At 48.2% G+C, this 15,664-nt stretch carries 15 protein-coding genes and 2 riboswitches; of the genes, 7 read left to right on the top strand and 8 right to left on the bottom strand.

Translation table 11 applies throughout. The annotated features are described in order from the left end of the window. Both ACZ481_RS15005 and ACZ481_RS15010 read right to left on the bottom strand, forming a co-directional pair. Positions 1 to 756 (bottom strand): AAA family ATPase, encoded by a 756-nt coding sequence (locus ACZ481_RS15005; protein ID WP_464766157.1) that lies wholly within the window; start codon positions 754 to 756, stop codon positions 1 to 3. 3 nt (positions 757 to 759) lie between these two features. Next, positions 760 to 1,149, bottom strand: a complete 390-nt coding sequence (locus ACZ481_RS15010) for a secondary thiamine-phosphate synthase enzyme YjbQ (RefSeq protein WP_464766158.1) — start codon at positions 1,147 to 1,149, stop codon at positions 760 to 762. 124 nt (positions 1,150 to 1,273) lie between these two features. On the opposite strand from ACZ481_RS15010, the gene ACZ481_RS15015 reads away from it, so the two are divergent. Both ACZ481_RS15015 and ACZ481_RS15020 read left to right on the top strand, forming a co-directional pair. After that, positions 1,274 to 1,579 carry an MGMT family protein gene (locus ACZ481_RS15015; RefSeq protein WP_464766159.1) on the top strand — a complete coding sequence of 102 codons (306 nt, stop codon included), beginning with the start codon at positions 1,274 to 1,276 and terminating at the stop codon, positions 1,577 to 1,579. Positions 1,580 to 1,835: 256 nt separating this feature from the next. Then, positions 1,836 to 2,291 (top strand): ferritin-like domain-containing protein, encoded by a 456-nt coding sequence (locus ACZ481_RS15020; RefSeq protein ID WP_464766160.1) that lies wholly within the window; start codon positions 1,836 to 1,838, stop codon positions 2,289 to 2,291. 122 nt (positions 2,292 to 2,413) lie between these two features. On the opposite strand, the gene ACZ481_RS15025 is transcribed toward ACZ481_RS15020, so the two are convergent. Further along, positions 2,414 to 5,743 carry an ATP-binding protein gene (locus tag ACZ481_RS15025; protein ID WP_464766161.1) on the bottom strand — a complete coding sequence of 1,110 codons (3,330 nt, stop codon included), beginning with the start codon at positions 5,741 to 5,743 and terminating at the stop codon, positions 2,414 to 2,416. A 336-nt stretch (positions 5,744 to 6,079) separates the two neighbouring features. Here ACZ481_RS15025 and ACZ481_RS15030 point away from each other — a divergent pair, with 336 nt between their 5' ends. Continuing rightward, a complete protein-coding gene (locus ACZ481_RS15030; RefSeq protein ID WP_464766162.1) occupies positions 6,080 to 6,460 on the top strand; it encodes a response regulator in 381 nt (126 codons plus the stop codon). Next, complete coding sequence (locus ACZ481_RS15035) at positions 6,457 to 7,263, top strand: HD-GYP domain-containing protein (RefSeq protein ID WP_464766163.1); 807 nt, start codon at positions 6,457 to 6,459, stop codon at positions 7,261 to 7,263. The genes ACZ481_RS15030 and ACZ481_RS15035 overlap by 4 nt, the downstream gene beginning before the upstream one ends. Positions 7,264 to 7,334: 71 nt before the next feature. Here the strand turns inward: ACZ481_RS15035 and ACZ481_RS15040 are convergent, their stop codons facing one another. After that, the gene (locus tag ACZ481_RS15040; RefSeq protein ID WP_464766164.1) at positions 7,335 to 9,059 is read right to left on the bottom strand and encodes a methyl-accepting chemotaxis protein; all 1,725 of its coding nucleotides are present in this window, start codon (positions 9,057 to 9,059) and stop codon (positions 7,335 to 7,337) included. A gap of 196 nt (positions 9,060 to 9,255) precedes the next feature. Further along, a riboswitch (ZMP/ZTP riboswitch) is annotated at positions 9,256 to 9,341 on the top strand. Positions 9,342 to 9,500: 159 nt separating this feature from the next. On the opposite strand from ACZ481_RS15040, the gene ACZ481_RS15045 reads away from it, so the two are divergent. Together ACZ481_RS15045 and ACZ481_RS15050 are read left to right on the top strand one after the other, a co-directional pair. Further along, positions 9,501 to 10,190, top strand: coding sequence for a redox-sensing transcriptional repressor Rex (locus tag ACZ481_RS15045; protein ID WP_464766165.1), 690 nt, complete (start codon positions 9,501 to 9,503; stop codon positions 10,188 to 10,190). 113 nt (positions 10,191 to 10,303) lie between these two features. Then, entirely contained in the window at positions 10,304 to 10,930 is a 627-nt protein-coding gene (locus ACZ481_RS15050; RefSeq protein ID WP_464766166.1) for a CBO0543 family protein, read from the top strand. 33 nt (positions 10,931 to 10,963) lie between these two features. Here the strand turns inward: ACZ481_RS15050 and ACZ481_RS15055 are convergent, their stop codons facing one another. The 4 genes from ACZ481_RS15055 to ACZ481_RS15070 all read right to left on the bottom strand — a co-directional run bounded on the left by ACZ481_RS15055 (position 10,964) and on the right by ACZ481_RS15070 (position 15,022). After that, positions 10,964 to 11,125 (bottom strand): hypothetical protein, encoded by a 162-nt coding sequence (locus ACZ481_RS15055; RefSeq protein ID WP_464766167.1) that lies wholly within the window; start codon positions 11,123 to 11,125, stop codon positions 10,964 to 10,966. A gap of 234 nt (positions 11,126 to 11,359) precedes the next feature. Then, on the bottom strand, positions 11,360 to 11,563 hold the full coding sequence (locus ACZ481_RS15060; protein ID WP_464766168.1) for a hypothetical protein: 204 nt from the start codon (positions 11,561 to 11,563) through the stop codon (positions 11,360 to 11,362). 350 nt (positions 11,564 to 11,913) lie between these two features. Further along, positions 11,914 to 12,096, bottom strand: a riboswitch (cobalamin riboswitch). Positions 12,097 to 12,242: 146 nt separating this feature from the next. Further along, positions 12,243 to 12,755: an N-acetyltransferase family protein gene (locus ACZ481_RS15065; protein WP_464766169.1), complete on the bottom strand. Its 513-nt coding sequence runs from the start codon at positions 12,753 to 12,755 to the stop codon at positions 12,243 to 12,245. Between the two features lie 584 nt (positions 12,756 to 13,339). Next, positions 13,340 to 15,022: a hypothetical protein gene (locus ACZ481_RS15070; RefSeq protein ID WP_464766170.1), complete on the bottom strand. Its 1,683-nt coding sequence runs from the start codon at positions 15,020 to 15,022 to the stop codon at positions 13,340 to 13,342. A gap of 240 nt (positions 15,023 to 15,262) precedes the next feature. On the opposite strand from ACZ481_RS15070, the gene ACZ481_RS15075 reads away from it, so the two are divergent. Then, positions 15,263 to 15,637, top strand: a complete 375-nt coding sequence (locus ACZ481_RS15075; protein WP_464766171.1) for a hypothetical protein — start codon at positions 15,263 to 15,265, stop codon at positions 15,635 to 15,637. The last annotated feature ends 27 nt before the right edge of the window (positions 15,638 to 15,664 follow it).

The following is a 15,664-nucleotide window of genomic DNA, read 5'->3' on the forward strand; positions in this document are numbered from 1 at the left end:
CTATTCGTCCAGTAAGATCTTCAGCATTTTAGCGCGGTTATTGGTAAATTCCTTCATAACGGAATAATGCTCTGTTTGTTCATACTCCAGCCGGCAGATGCCGTCCTGGGTAAGTTGAATAATCTGGCTGTGGGGATAAGCCATGATGATCGGTGAATGGGTGGCAATAATCAGTTGCGAATTCTGCCGCACCAGTTCATGCATACGCGTAAGCAGCGCCATTTGCCGCACCGGGGACAAGGCCGCTTCCGGTTCATCCAGAATGTACAGTCCATTGCCGCCTAATCTGTTTTGAAACACCGCAAAAAATGATTCTCCATGTGACATCCGGTGCAGCGATTTGCCACCATAGGAAGCAATGATGCGGCCGCCCGGCCCGCCGGCCGCATCCAGCTGCTCAATCGTTGTCGCGACATTGTAAAAGCTCTCGGCCCGGAGAAAAAAACCGTCCCGGGGGCGTTTCGTACCTTTAACCAGCCGGATGTATTCATTGAGTTCGGAGTGAGAAGCGTGGGTAGTAAAATTAAAATTAGCCGTTCCGCCTTCGGCATTAAACCCCCAGGCGACCGCGATGGCCTCCAGCAAGGTAGATTTGCCTGTCCCATTATCACCGACAATAAAGGTTACCTGGGGATGAAGTTCCAGTTCCTGCAGATGGCAAATAACAGGCAAACAAAACGGATATATATCAAAGCGTGCGACCTGATCCCGCAGCAGCTGGACACTGCGAATGTATTGCCGGCTTGTATGCAGCATGTGCTACCCCCCTATTATCTGAACCCAGACACACCGCCGGCGGGGCCCGTCAAATTCACAGAAGTAAATCCCCTGCCAGGTCCCCAGCCGCAAATTATTATCCTGAACCGGCACTGTGACTGAACAACCTACCAGTGAGCTCTTAACATGGGCGGGAGAATTGCCTTCACCGTGGCGATATTCCAGCCTGGGAACCATTTGCGCCAAGGCAGCCAGCATGTCGGCGGCCACAGCCGGATCGGCATTTTCATTAATAGTTACGCCGGCGGTAGTATGAGGCACAAAAACCTGGCAAAGGCCGTCTGCAATCCGGCTGTGCCGGACAAGCGACCTTACTTCGCCGGTAATATCGACCAACCCTTCCTTGGGGGTATTCAGGCTAAATTGTTCCATAGTTGTCACCTCTTAACAACGTATTATTTATCAGATCCTATAACGGTTAAAAATCCGTTTTTTCTTGGCCAGGTCCCTTCTGGCAGTATATAATAGAAAGGAAATAAATATACAGGGTGATGTAATGAGCTTTAATGATAAGGTGTATGAGCTTGTCCGTTTGATTCCGGAAGGAAAAGTAGCCTCGTACGGGCAAATTGCCTTTATGGCAGGAAGCCGGCGGGCCTCCCGGGCTGTTGGCTATGCGCTGCACCGCAATCCGTACCAGGGAAAGGTCCCCTGCCACCGGGTGGTTTTTAAAGATGGCCGGCTCGCAGCCGGCTTTATATTTGGCGGCCAGGATGTGCAGCGGCTGCTCCTGGAAGGCGAAGGGGTCAAATTCACCGCCGATGGCCGGGTGGATATGGCAAAATGCTGCTGGCAGGCCTGAAAACGCGCAGCGGGGCGGTTGCCGTCTGTAAATATTTTACATGAACAGTTCCGGGTACGTCAATGCGCGCCACGTCTATGAACTATTGTCCAGATAGCTAATGGCGGTGCCAGCAGCCAACGCCAAGGCCTGTAAGGCAAATAATTCGAACTATTGTTAAAACCAGTTGCTAAGAAAACAGGCACCATGATAGAATAACAGTAACTTTGGTAATATTTAACTATACTATCTAAATTCGGAAGGGTGGTTTTTACACATGACACAGGAAGAATATGTGGCCATATTAAAACTGGCGATTGCCAATGAAGCCGATGCCTATGAGTTTTACAAAGGCGTCTCGGAAAAAGCAGCCGATACGGTTATTCAAAAAATGTTCAAACAATTGGCGGCCGAAGAACAGGGCCACCAAAAACTACTGGAAGGCTTTCTATCCGGAAAATGTACGAGCCTGCACTTTCACGAGTCGGCTGACTACAAGATTGCGGAAACGGTGGACAAACCAAAACTTTCCCTGGCGATGAAACCGGCGGATGCGATTGCTTTGGCAATGAAAAATGAAGAAGAAGCAATGAACATGTATGCAGATTTTGCCAATGCCAGCACCGACCCGGGTCAGAAAAAAATATTTCAGGAACTGGCCACAATGGAAAAAAATCACAAAATTAAACTGGAAGAATACTATGTGAATATTGCTTACGCCGAGGTATGGTAAGGCAAGCGTAAGCGGGGAAAAAATCCGCCAGATTGCTAAGCCGGGGTTATGCTGCATGGCCGCTTAGCTGATCGGGCGGATTTTTTTTCAACCAAAAGCTAACCTGTTAACATTACGTCCTGTTACCCCGGAGTAAAAAACACCCGAAATTCTGTACCGCCGGCCTGCGAGTCGACCTCAATCCGCGCCTGATTACGGTCGACAATACTATAGCAAATCGGCAGCCCCAGACCAGTGCCATGGGCTTTGGTCGTCACAAACGGCGTTCCCAGTTTCTCCAGCATTTCCGCGGGAATTCCGCACCCCGTATCAGTAATGGCCAGAACCGGGCAACCCTCTTCGTCATAGGTTGTCATTGACAAGAGCCCATATTCCCCCATTGCTTCCAAACCGTTCTTAGCAAGATTAATAATCAATTGACGGATCTCTTTCGGATCAGCAAAAATGGCGGTCCCAGAGCGCAAATCCAGGTTCACGGTCTTGTTCTCCAGCATCGCGCCGGCCTCAATCAGGGGAGCGATACTGGCCACAATCTCGTTCAAATTGCATGTTTCCTGGTGCACCAGCTTGTTTTTCGCCAGTGACAGAAATTCCGTAATGATGCTGCTGGCCCGGTCCAGTTCTTCAATCATCAGGTCAAACTGCTCTTTATATGGCTGAAACAGTTGCTTTTTTTCGAATAATTGCAAATAGCCCTTAACTGTTGTAAGTGGATTGCGTATTTCATGACTGATGCCTGCAGCCATCTGACCAACCATATTTAAACGCTCTAATTTTCCCATTTCATCCAGATACAGTTTTTTCTCGGTAACGTCTATGGCTATTAGCATGATACATTGTTGCCTGCCAATTGTTATCAGTTCACCGGAAAGATAAAAATCCCTCATTTCGCCTGCTTTGGTTTTAATCTTAATTTCACAGTTGCTTAAATAGTTGCTTCTGCTCAGACTGTCCAGAATATGTGTCAGGTTGCCGCCATTGACCAGTCCTGGTTCACTAACGGCCTGGCCGATCAGTTCTGCCCGCTGATAGCCTATTGCATCGGCAAACCGGAGATTTACGTCAATATAGCGGGCCGATGCAAAGTCAATCAGCGCCATCATACAGATATTGTTGTGAAAAGCCTGGGAAAACCGCTGTTCCGATTGCTTTAAAATGATCTCTTTGCGTTTTAATTCATCAATATTATTTCTCATTTTAGCCAATTGCAAATTTGCCCGCACACGGGCCACCAGCTCTTTGGCCGAGAACGGCTTTATCAGATAATCATCAGCTCCAGCCTCAAACCCATCCAGCTTAGCCAAATTATCAGCCCGGGCCGATAACATAATGACAGGGGTATTTTTTAACAGCAGATCCCGGCGGATTTCTTGTACTACCTGAAAGCCATCCAGCTCAGGCATCATGACATCGGTGAGAATTAAGTCAGGCTGGACGCTGCGGGCCGTGGTTAATCCGGACAACCCGTTATTGGCAGTAAATACATGCCAGTGGGGGTTGAGTATACTCTGTAAATAATAGAGCATATCCTGATTGTCATCAATAATCAGCACTTTATCGGCTGTAGCCGATGCCGCTGCGGCTGCAGCCGGGGTCTGACCCCGCGGGCCGGCCAACTGAGGGCTTGTATTCACAGCCTTGCCGTTCAACCAGCAGCGTGCTTCTTCCACATAAGCTTTGCTGCCGCGGTCAGGCATGTTTAAACGGAGCGGCTGGGAGCGGCCATTGGGCAGGGGTTTATGTTTATTATGATAGGGAATTTCAACGGTGAACGTACTCCCCTGCCCGGGCTCGCTGGCCACCGCAATCGTCCCGCCATGCAGCATGACCAGTTCCTTGACAAGGGCCAGACCAATACCGCTGCCTTCATGGGTCCGCGCTTTCCCTCCCTGCACCCGGTGAAACCGTTCAAAAATCTGTTGATGATATTTAGGGTCTATGCCGATGCCGCTATCGGCCACGGTAAGTTTAATTTGTCCTTTGGTCACGGTCAGGCTAACCTTAATTTCGCCCGCAAAAGTGTATTTAAAGGCATTGGATAGCAGGTTAAGCACAATTTTTTCCCATATGTCTCTATCTATCCAGGCCTGGGGACAGGGCTGACATTCTACTGTAAATACCAAATCTGCATTTTCAATAAGCGCCCGGAATTCACTTGCCAGGTTGCGGGTGAATGCCGCCAAATCAGTGGGTTCATAGTTCGCTTTGATCCGCTGCACCTCAAGCTGGGAAAAGTCCAGCAGGGTATTGACCAGTTTAAGCAGGCGCAGGCCATTGCGTTCTATAATCCGCAATTGCTCCCGGAATCTGCCGGGAAGGGTCCCGGCATGCTGTTGGATCAGTTCTTCCAAAGGGCTGAGCATCAGCGTAAGCGGGGTGCGGAATTCATGGCTGATATTGCTGATAAAATCACTTTTGGCACGGTTTAATTCTGCTAACGCCGCTACCATTTTGCACTCTTCTTCATAGGCCTGAGCGGTTGCAATCACTGTGCCAATATGACCGGCAACGAGATCAAAAAAACTTTTATAATCGTCGTCAAAAGACAGGCACGGGCTGATTCCCAATATCAGGATGGCTGAAAGCCGCTCCTTTCCCTGACAGGCAACAGGCAGCATCAGGGCTGCCCGGGGAGGAATTGTCCAGGGTCCTGGCGGGCTCGCCGGAAAGAGGTCCGGAAGCTGATTAATCAGCTCGGCCTTACCAGCATAAAACACCCTTCTCAGCTGCCGCGCCAAGGGGGTTACCGGCGAGGTTAAATCAACTGCGCCGCCAGGCTCTTCCTGCCTGAAACCGAAGGAGCCTGCCAGTGTCAGCGCATTGCCGCACTCATCAGCCAGGTACAACCTGGCAAAGGGAATATCCCACGGGTTTTCCGCCATCTTTTTAACCGCCTGTACACCGGCCTCCTGCGTACTTTTGCAGTCAATGATCAACGAGTGTAATGTTTTCAGCCTCCGTTCCCCTAACACCTGGCGTGTAGTTTCCGTACAGGCATTGAAAATACCATGCACCGCTCCCTGGTCATCAAGGAGCGGGCTATAGGAGAATGTAAAATAAGTCTCCTCGATGTAATTATTTCGCTCCATATGAAGCAGAAAATTTTCCGACCAGGTTGCCTGCCCGGTAGCAAATACCGCTTTCATCATGGGTTCGAGAATATGCCAGATCTCAGACCAGCAGTCCTGCCCCGACCGGCCAAGATACTGGGGGTGTTTGGAGCTGCCAAGCATCGGGCGATAGGCATCATTATAAATCATTGTGTAATCCGGTCCCCACCAGATTACCATGGGAAATTTAGAGCCTAGACAAATATCCACCGCGGTTTTCAGGCTGTTAGGCCAGCTGTCTATTGGACCAACTGCGGTCTCCTGCCAGTCAACCGCGTTCATTAAAGCAGCCATCTCACTACCCGTAACATTGCCTAACCGGGTCTGATGGTTCAGCGACATATTTTGAATACCTCCTCAAAAAGACAAGACCTAATTAGTAAAGTTATCCAGCATTGTTAAAAATCCCTTCTTTATGTATATTTTACAAGCTGGCTGCTGTATCTGCAGTTGGCAATACCTAATAAAAAACTGCCATAAAGGGGAAGCCGCAGGCTACAAACCTGCCGCCCTCACCTTTATGGCAGTTTTTTGTTGCGCCCTCGGATGGGTAACGGCAGCAGCCCTCCCTACCCTGAATTTAATCAGAAATTAATCAATTGATAACCTGAAAAGCAAACAGCTATGTCATAATCAATTATATATGCTTAGATAGCACGATCGAAAGGGATGTAGCGGATGCGTATACTGATAGCCGATGATTCTACTTTGTCACGCAAGACGTTAAGAAAAATGCTGGAAACGTTCCCGGAGCTTCAATTTGCCGAAGCAGCTAATGGGATTGAGGTCTTGGAGCAGCACCGTGATTTTAAACCTGATTTGATTTTTATGGATATTACTATGCCGCACATGGACGGTGTGGCCACGCTGCGCATTTTACGCTGCATTGACAGGCAAGTGAAAGTTATTGTTGCCACTGCGCTGGGCGGTCAAAAGGTATTGGTAAAGGAATGCAGGGCACTTGGCGCTTCCGCGGTATTGTCAAAGCCGCTAACCAAGGATGTTGTTGTCGATGCGTATTTTCATGCAGTCCGCCCGCATGCAGGCGATAAGATATGAAAAAAATAGCCACCTATGATTTAGCGCCGGGAATGATACCGGCAAAAACGATTTACAATGCCAATGGCATCCTGTTAATCGCGAAAGGCATCACTCTTACTGCTTCCTATATAAATTGCCTAAAAAAATTCCGGGTTCCCGAAGTCTATATTGTTACTGACACAGAAGACTGGACACTTGACACCGTTTTTTCAGAATCTTCCTCGGGCGCGGCCGTAAGATCCCGTCAGTTATTAGCAGAGATGAAAAAATACAAAACCATTAATTTTGAAGAAAACCACTCACAGCTTGAACAGGTGGTGTTTGCGGCCCTGGCCAACACTGTAGTTTATCCCTATCTGGATGAAATGAAAGAAAATCCGGTGGTGTTTAATCATTGTTTGCGTACGGCACTGCTAAGTGTCGGCATGGGCTTGATAAAAGGCTACGATTTTATTAATCTCAGTTGTCTGGCTACCTGTGCGCTCCTCCATGACTGTGGCATGGGAAATGAGTTTGATGAAGAGAGCAATCATCATTTAGATGGTTTTATTAAACTTCGTACTAATCAACAGCTCGAAATGATTAGCGCCTTAGTCAGTTTGCAGCACCATGAACGTTTTGACGGTTTGGGCAAACCCCTGGGACTGGCCAAATATCAAATTACTGAATTTGCCCGCTTAATTGCTGTCGCTGATTTCTATGACCGCCTGATTCATCTGCAGGGCAATACACCGCGCCAGGCAGTACTCAAGGTTGTTGGTGCCTCCAGAACATTATTTGACCCTGACATGGTTGAGATATTTGGCAAAACTACTTTTTAGTAAACGCTTCTGTCTGCAGGTTACAAGAATATACGCCGCTGTTGTTGTGGCGTCAGCAGGCAGGAATGAATTCACATGCGGAATTTGGCCACTAATTCGTTCAGGCCTGCAGCCAGTTTTTCCATCGCCTGAACAGCAGCCGTGATTTCCTGGGCCGCTGCGGACTGCTCTGTTGAAACACCGGCTACGGTTTCCAGTTCAACCATTGTTTTTTTGCTTATACCAACGATTGTTGCCGTTGATGCCACAACGGCCTGGCTGTCTCTGGCCAGTTCCTGAATCAACAGGGTAACGCTGTTCACTTGTTGCAGTAAGTCGCTAATCGTGCCGACAATGTCGCTAAAGGCTTCCCCGGCGCCGGCAGTAGCAATAGTGCCGTCCTGAACACGTTCAATGCCTTTGTACATCGCAGCCACAGCCTGGCTAGTGTCAGCCTGGGTTTTCTGTATAAGCCCGGCAATCTGTTTAGCGGCATTGTGGGAATCCACGGCGAGTTTGCCCACCTCGCCGGCGACAACGGCAAAGCCCCGGCCGGCTTCGCCGGCCCGTGCTGCTTCAATCGCCGCATTCAGAGCCAGCAGATTGGTTTGTGCTGCTATACCGGCAATGGTGGCAACAATCTGGTCGATTTCCTTGGACCGCTCGCCCAGTTTATCCACTGCCGCAGCCGAAGCGGCGACAGTTTGCTGAATGCCGGTCATTTGCAGGGTCAGGGCATCAATTGTCTTGCTCCCGGTTTGAGCTGTCTGGGCAGTTTTTGCCGCCATAGCGCTTACCGCGCCGGCCCGTTCGGCCGCATGGGCGGCTCTTTCCGACATCCGGTCAACCGTTTGGGCAGTATAGCCGGCTTCTCTGAATTGTACCTGCGTAGCCTGGGAAAGCTGGGTAACCAGACCGGTTACCTGACTGGAAACAGCGGCTGAGTGATAGGCTGTGGCCGTTAAATTCTGGGCAGAAGAAACAAGATGTTCTGCCGACCGGGTAATATGCTCAATAATTTTTTTCAGGTTGCCCTTCATACTGTTAAATGCCTGGGCAAGCTCGCCGATTTCGTCATTGCCAACAGGAGGAATGTCCTCAAGGTTCAACTCGCCTGCCGCGATTTTAGCGGCATTACGAACGACCAGATTCACCGGTTTGGCTATGTTGCGGCTGACCGCAATACCAATCAGGATCGCCAGAACAGCAACCCCGCAGTTAGCCGCCAGTACCCAGAGCTGAATCTGAATAATCTGCTTGTCAAAATTGCTTTTCGCCTGTTGCGTATCGGTTTCGACAAGCCGGACCAGTTCATCCACTGCCATAATAGTTTCCTTATAGGGATCACCGGCCACTTGCATATAGGAATTGAGCTGCTGGACATTATTTTCCTGTTTGGCCTGAATAGCCCTGGCAGCAAATGTTTCATACTGTTTTTTGCCAGTTTTAATATAAGCGACCAGGTTTCTTGCTTTCTCTCCCGGCAGTACTTCCTCTACGGCCTGCAAATCAGCATCACTGCGCTGCTTATAATCATTATAAAGGGCGATATCCTTTTCCTCACCGGCAAAACAGAACCTGGTCACAGTCGCCGACTCGTTCGCCATTTGCGATGTAAAGGACAATAAATTCATTATCACTTGCTGGTTGCCGGCAGCCATCGTCTCATAGGTATTATTGAGCTGCCCGATTGTATGAAAAGAAAAATAGCTTATCATAATGATAAAGAAAATAATCAAACTAAAGGCGGCAATTATCTTATGGCCGATTCGCAGCTTCCCCTTCAACCCCTGGGAAAGCCGGTTGTATATCCTCAATTTGCATCCTCCTCGCCAGAAAATTACATATAATTATAGCATCTGCAAAATATTTATTCACTCTTTTTTTGATATTTTTACCAAATTTTCATCTGTGTATTTTGCTTATATTATTCTAAAATTAAAAAAATTACCAATCACTGCACATTGAGGTTGACCAATTTAAGATAATATGTTAGTATTAATTAGAAAATAATAACAATTGCGCAACTGACGGATTAGTGGAGTTTACCACATGAAGCGTAATTTTTTAGTTCACAGTCGACCGTCTGGACAACATTATTGTTCAGATGGTTTTTGTTATCTCTATATCATTCTCCTCAACCATTTCTGCTGTTTATAGCAAACTACATAATCCGAATTGTCTAAATATTATGAAGTGATTGAGGTGCGTTTTTTTCATGTTTATATGTACAAAATAGAGCAAGGGGGCTGGACAACATGCGATTTTGCAAAGATGAAATACCCAAAAGCACTATTAATAGGATAGCAAAATATTATGCTATTTTGCTGCAACTGCGTAGTGAAGATAAAATCATCTGTACCTCTGAAGATCTGGGGCGGCGTATGAGCATTCCCTCTTCACTTGTCCGCAAAGATCTAGCTAATTTTGGCGAATTCGGCACAAAAGGAGTGGGCTATCAGGTTCATTACATGATCTGGCGGATTGAGCACATCCTGGGCTATCGAGCTTCATGGAACGCTGTCGTCATCGGCTCGTGCATGCCGGTTGTCCCCCTGCTCACTTCCAGCGGTATTTTGCCGCCGGGGATCCATATTGCCGCAGTTTGCGATCTGGAAAAAGCTAAAGCCGGCGTGCCTGTTGGCAGCGCTTCAGAATTGACGCTCGAATCCTTTGATAACATTAGGGCTATTGTCCAGAAACGGAATATTGTGATGGGTATTATGGCGGTGGAACAAACCAAAAGTCAGCAGGTTGCCAACAAGCTGGTCGAGGTAGGGATTGTTGGCATTGCCAATCTGTCAGCTATTCCCGTCTTAGTTCCGGAACATATCCTGCTGGTTGAGATAAATATTGCCTCCTGGCTGAGCCAGATTACCTATAGTCTAAATGGTATTATCAACAAAGATTTTTTTGCCGGCAAACCCTACATAGAATCTTTTTCATAATGCCTTCAGGTATGTGGTCCTAAGCTGACCGCTTTTGTAAATACTGCTTGCTTGCATGAATAAATGTCCACCTACAGGGTATACTTGAACAATGTTGGATGGGAGGGCTACCTGTGGATATTGTTGACATCATTCAGCAAGCCAGATACGAATTATGGGGTTATCAGCTGAACGAATGGCGGGCAAATCTTTTTACCGGCCGGTGGTGGTTCGTCATCGCCAGTATAGCCGCCGCCTACGCTGTTTGGTGGAAATATGTAGATAAAAGCCGCCTGACACAAATACTTTTGTTTGGTTCATTTATCGCGGTTTTCCGGATCATACTGGATGATGCCGGAGCTTCATCGGCGCTGTGGGTTTATACGGTAAAACCCTTGCCGTTTGGCCATGCACTATTTTTAAACGATTTAACTGTTGTACCCTTAGGCTTTATGCTGGTTTACCAATATTGTCATTCCTGGAAAAAGTTCCTGCTCTGGGCCGCGATAACAGAAATGGGCTATTCCTTTGTCTTCCTGCCTGTGTTAGCAAAATTTGATATCCTCCGGTTATACAACTGGCAATTTTACTACACATTTTTTATTATGCTGATTACAGCAGCCGTCATGAGAGCAATTCTGCAGAAAGTGATAGCCATAGAACAAAAACATGAATATGCCAAACATTATAAAAGCCAGTGTTCACCAGCACTACAACCGGCAATGAAGCCCCTAGATAAACAGAATGATAAGCAGGAGTAACGGTACAGACCGTCCGGGCCGGACGGTCTGTACTTATTTATCAATATCTACCATAAGTTTTCTTTTGGCAAACGCTTTGAAAAATTCCTCCGAAACAGACATTTGCTTGGCATCCCTGACAAGTTGAATTCTTTTCCCCATATCCGCGCAGGTACAGTCAAACGGCATATCCTGCTCACAGACCAGACATTTCATATACCAACCTCCTTAAACATCAATTCTACAATAAATTAACAAATTCCTTTACCTTTATCGCCATGTCTCGCTGGCCTTTCGCCAAGACACAGAGACGGCGGGCCGTGTCCTGTCCAAAGACACAACCCACCGTCCGGCTGTTTGAAAATAAGCTAACCTTCCCTGTAGATCCGGCCACCTTGACCGGCGTAAATAGGAGGTGAATAAAAATGAATGCCGGACCGCCGCGAGCGGTCATTTACGGTTTCCCGTCCTTTTACACTTGCTGCCAAATTCCACATAGCTTTCAAGGGCCTCGATAATCAATTGCTCCTGCGAACCGCCACCGTCCGCTAAGCCACATTCCACCGCCTCGCTGATGATATGCCTGATCTGGGCTGAATGGTAGCCGCAAGCCAAGAGTTTCTCAGTTAGCTGTTTGATTTGTTCTTGTTTCATAAACCCACTCCTATACTGCCGGACAATAGGAAACTGTGCCGGTAGTTGTTTTCCTGCTTCTTTTCCTTGGTGCCATATTGGCCCCCGTAAGGCTAAAGCGCCCAAGGCATCCGTAGCGGCAATGGTAAACCGCCCATTATTAGTCGCCTTAAGACACACTTGTGTCTCAAGGCAACTAATCGAGGTATTAAAAGTCCGTTATACCTTTAAAAGTCGCTATTGACACTCACAACCGTCAAAATAAAAAGAAGCCGCCTGTGATGACAACAATCAGGAGGCTTCTACTCTACCCCGGCAAACAGCCGGCACAAAACATACACATAAATCCCCTCCCTATCTCTCGCAGGTCAACGGTGATTGTTGTACAGGCAGTTCTCCTGGCTCTGGATCATCGCTCGTCCAAACCTTCCCAGAACACGCGTGTTCCAGTGGCATATCTTGGACTCGCTCCCCATTACAGTGGCGGGACCGCGCCGGTCTTGAACCGGCTTTTCTATTAAGCCCTTGCAGGCACCTGCACCAAAAATCAATTTATTTAATTTTTCTTTTAATTGGTTTATTTTCTCAAGCATAGCACAGACCCTTAGGCTTGTCGAGAGTTTTTCTTCTGCTTATTTCGACATTTTCCACCTTACTGCTGTTACTCTGCTAGCCCTGGGCATCGCTGCTTTAGCATTCATTATTCCTCTGTTGGCTTGTCCGGACCTGCCAGATTATATTGATAAAAACTTAGATCCAGCCATCTGCCGAATTTATAACCGGCTTTGTGAATCGTTCCAGAAAAACTAAAGCCCATTTTTTCATGCATGGTTCTGCTGCCCACGTTGCTGGCGTCGATACCGGCCACCATCGTCGCATATCCCTGGGCGTTGGCAAGCTCTATCAATGCCTGCATGAGAATAGTGCCGATCTGTTTTCCCCGGTGCTTAGTATGGACATAGACTGAATGTTCTATTGTATATTTATAGGCTGGTTTAGCTCTAAACGGCCCAAAGGTCGCAAACCCGGCAACAAGCTTGTCCTCTTCGTACACAAGCACAGGCAAACCGGCCTTAACCTTATCCTCATACCACAATGTTCTCGCTTCCATGGTATAAGGTTTATAATCATATACTGCCGTCGTATTAAGGATCGCCTCATTATAAATTTCCTGGATAGCAGCTAAATCATCAGGCCCGGCGTTACGAATCATAAGCACACATCCTTTATTATTTCTGTTAAAATTTGACCGTCAAAAGCCTAACCTGCCTTTTGCAGCGGCAAACGTTTATGTCTTAAATAATTCTCCCGGAATTTCCCGGTTCCTGCAAAGAGAGAAATTTGAGCTGGATTATATAGGAGGAAAGAAAAAAAGCCCTCATATCACTGTTGGTGAAAAGAGCGCCTTACAGATGCTAAGATCATAGCTAGCACCTTGACAAAGTCAAATATTAGGTATACAGCGCATCTTATCCCGCACTGCTTTGTTGTCGTCACCTTACAGATTGCCGATCTGCGCGGCTCCTCCGCCTTGCATTGCGAAAAAATCTACGCTGTCTAAAGCTAACATCTAACTTTGCCAAGGCACCAGTGTCTTGGCCATGTTAATTTTAGTTTTAGGGCGAGACAAAATAGCCAAGGGCAAGGAAGCACCGACGACTCATACTGGAAGGGGTCTGCTAGGAGGGGCTGACGCCGCCATTGGCCATTTTGGCCGTCATCAAACTAAAAAAGATAATGTGGCCAAAACACTAGGACTGCCGCGGCTATTGCCCTCCAGGCAATAGCCGCGCTACGTTATTTCATAGCTGCCAGCCAAGGTGTCCGCCATAAGTTTACATCACTGATATTAATAGTTTGCCCAACGGCAAAGCCGGCAATATTCTGCACTCTAAAATTGATCGGTGGCGCATCCTGCACCGTATTTGTGCCTGCGATCACACCGCCAATTTGCGAAGCATTTACCTGATTGTAGACTGCCAGATAATAAATGCTCCCGCCCGCCAGATTTACCGTGTCGGTAAGCGGCAATACAAACAGGCCGCCGGAAATCGTTGTTACGATATCGGTTACGCCGACCACCAAGGCGGTAGATGTTGACGTTGCCTGTAACACAGCCATTTGAAACTGACCAATACCTGCTCCAACCTGTATGATGTATGCCGCAACACGCGAAAGCGCTCTTGTATCCAAATCGCCGCCAAAAGCGATGCCTCCCACCGCTTGATTATTGCCGCCGCCTTCATTAGGGGCAATGACTACATCAATATTTCCCAAACTAGTAGTCATAATACATAAATCCAACTCCTGCGGGCCTGTAGAGCCGGTAGGGCCGATATCGCCTGTCGCACCTGTTGCTCCTGTGACGCCGGTTACTCCTGGCTCACCGCTTGCTCCTGTGGCGCCGGTCAACCCTGATTCACCGGTTGGCCCTGTGGCTCCGGTTACTCCTGGTTCACCTGCTGGCCCGGTGGCGCCAGTCGCCCCTAGTTCACCAGACGGCCCGGTGGCGCCGGTCAAACCTGATTCACCGGTTGGCCCGGTGGCACCGGTCACTCCTGGTTCGCCTGTTGATCCTGTGGCACCGGTCACTCCTAATTCACCAGACGGCCCTGTGGCACCAGTCGTCCCTGTTTCGCCTGCTGGTCCTGTGGTTCCGGTCACTCCTGGTTCGCCTGTTGATCCTGTGGCGCCAGTCGCTCCTGGTTCGCCTGTTGATCCTGTGGCACCGGCCACGCCTGGTTCACCTGCTGGCCCGGTGGCTCCGGTCGCCCCTAATTCACCAGACGGTCCTGTGGCGCCGGTCGCCCCTGGTTCGCCTGCTGGTCCTATGGCACCGGTCACTCCTGGTTCGCCTGCTGGTCCTGTGGCGCCAGTCGCTCCGGTGACACCTATTGGTCCTGTGTCACCGGTTACTCCTCGTTCGCCGGTTGGTCCTGTGGTTCCGGTTGGTCCTACATTGCCATCCGGTCCTGTTTCGCCCATTGGGCCTATATTACCGATCTGCCCGGTTTCACCTGTTGGCCCTATTGGGCCAGGCAGTCCTGTAGCACCGGTCGGTCCCATTACAGCTGAACCATCTTCCCCAAATACTGTCAATACAGACTTAACCGGAACAATGGTTGAATAGGAAACGTCGGCATTGCTGTTGTTCCTTAGTTCTACAGTTACAGGCGCTACGGCAACTTCAATTATGCCGATGCCGAAAACCTCGTCTGTTTTGATTGGCGAATTACCGATTATAACAGCTCCCTGTGATGAAGCCAACGCAAAGCCAAGTCCACTAGAGGAGAGGGAAGATTGTGTTGCCACCCACCAGTCAAATTTATATCGGCCCACGTCCTGCAAGGTAATAACACCGGTGGCGTTATCGTAGCTGATATTGCCTGTTGCGACTGTCATTGAGTCAAAAATAACGGTTCCATTGATTGCAATTGTACCGGCGGTTAAACGTTCTAATTGTAAGGATGTCTTACTCATACGCTGTTCCTTTCTAAAATAGTTGGTGCCCTATAGCATCTTATGCAGGGTTAAGGAATTTTGTTGAATACAAAAAAACTAGCGGCTTTTAGGCCGCAGATGGGGGAAACAAATATTATACTAGCGTTTTTAAAGGAAGCACTGCCTGAAGCAAACCTTCAAGTTGCATTAATCCGCACCTTAAAATAACAGTCCCATATAATAAAATAGGAAAATATAAAATTCGGGAGTTTCCAGGCTATGAACAATAAAAAGAGAACCAATTACAATGTTTTCAATTACCCAACAAGACCTTTGTTTACCAGGGAACAGGCATCAGATATTATTTTGTTTAATACGTTCGCCACTGTGCAAACCAACAATCCGCTTTGGACGCCGGCTGCCGGTAAAAGAATCTGCCTGACGGCAGTGCAGGCTGCTGCCCCTGCCGGCTTGACTGTTACCTTAAACAGAGCCGGCAATGCTCCGTTTCTGTCAATTGTACTGACAGCCGCCTTTGCCACCTATAGTGAAAGCTTTTCTTCCCCTGTCCGTTTTGCACCGGACGAAGTGATCGCACTTACGACCAACACGACAGGTACAATGTATATTACCCTGCTGGGCTATGAAGTTTGAATCGACGGCAAAATACTGCCAAGGAGC

Source organism: Sporomusa intestinalis (assembly GCF_055383785.1).